This is a genomic window from Streptomyces torulosus (assembly GCF_001419765.1).
GTDB lineage: Bacteria > Actinomycetota > Actinomycetes > Streptomycetales > Streptomycetaceae > Streptomyces > Streptomyces torulosus.
Genome location: NZ_LIRK01000559.1, coordinates 1 through 1,290 on the forward strand (window position 1 = coordinate 1; position 1,290 = coordinate 1,290).

Genomic DNA, 1,290 nt, shown 5'->3' on the forward strand with positions numbered 1-1,290 from the left:
GGCCCCCGGCAGCCGGGGCGACTCGGCCGACCTGACCGGGTTCGAGGACGAACCCCTGGGCGGCGAGACATGCGGCGCCGGGGGCGGGGGCGGTGAGGGCGTGGGCGGTGAGGGCCCCGCGCCCAGCCGTTTCCTCGCCGCCGAGATCGAACGGCCGAGGACCGGGCCCATGCGGGACATCGCCGCCACCATCCAGCCGGAACAGGACGACCTGGTACGCGCCGNNGCCCCCGGCACCGGCAAGACGGCGGTCGGCCTGCACCGGGCCGCGTACCTCCTCTACACCCACCCCCAGCGCATCCGCCGCGGCGGCATGCTGATCCTCGGCCCCAACCGGACCTTCCTGTCGTACATCGCGGAGGTCCTCCCGGCGCTCGGCGAGGTGGGCGTGCGCCAGTCGACCGTCGAGGACGAGATCGCCCGGCAGCCGGTCACCGCCGAGGACGACGAGCGGGCCGCCGCCCTCAAGCACGACGTCCGGATGGCGCGGGTGCTCCACCGGGCCCTGTACGCCCGCATCGCCACCGGGCGGCCCGACGCGCTGGTCGTGCCCGACGGCACATACCGCTGGCGGGTGACCGGCGACCGGCTCGAACGGATCGTGGCGGACGTACGGCAGGAGGAGCCGGAACCGCCGTACGACACCGGGCGGGAGCGGGTCCGGGCGCGGATCGTGGTGCTGCTGCGGGAGCAGGCGGAGCGGCGGGCCGGGCCGCAGTCGAACGCCTGGGCCTGGCGGATGTCCCGGTCGCGGCCGGTGGGCGCGTTCCTCGACTCCGTCTGGCCGCGGGTCCGCCCGGAGGAGGTCGTGGCGCGACTGCTGACCGACCCGGATGCGCTCGCCGCCGCGGCGGAGGGGCTGCTCGACACGGAGGAGCAGAAGGCCGTGCTGTGGCCGAAGCCGCCGCGCTCCTGGCGGTCGGCGCGCTGGTCGGCCGCCGATCTCGTCCTCCTCGACGAGGTGGCGGGGCTCCTCGAACACCCCGAGGGGTACGGGCACATCGTCATCGACGAGGCGCAGGACCTCTCGCCGATGGAGTGCCGCGCGATCGGGCGCCGGGCCGTGTTCGGCTCGGTGACGGTCCTGGGCGACCTGGCCCAGGGAACCACCCCCTGGGCGGCCCGCGACTGGCCCCGCCTCCTCACCCACCTCGGCAAACCGGACGCGACCGTCGTGCCCCTGACGACGGGCTTCCGGGTACCGCGGGCCGTGGTCGAGGTGGCCAACCGCCTGGTGGGACGGCTGGACGTGGACGTGCCGGCAGCGCGATCCCTGCGGGGGGACGGGGA

At 75.9% G+C, this 1,290-nt stretch carries 2 pseudogenes; both read left to right on the forward strand.

Annotated features, from left to right (window positions below):
- Positions 1 to 224, forward strand: a pseudogene (locus AOK23_RS50655) (AAA family ATPase); the annotation flags it as partial.
- A gap of 2 nt (positions 225 to 226) precedes the next feature.
- Positions 227 to 1,290 (forward strand): annotated as a pseudogene (locus AOK23_RS50660) (helicase domain-containing protein); the annotation flags it as partial.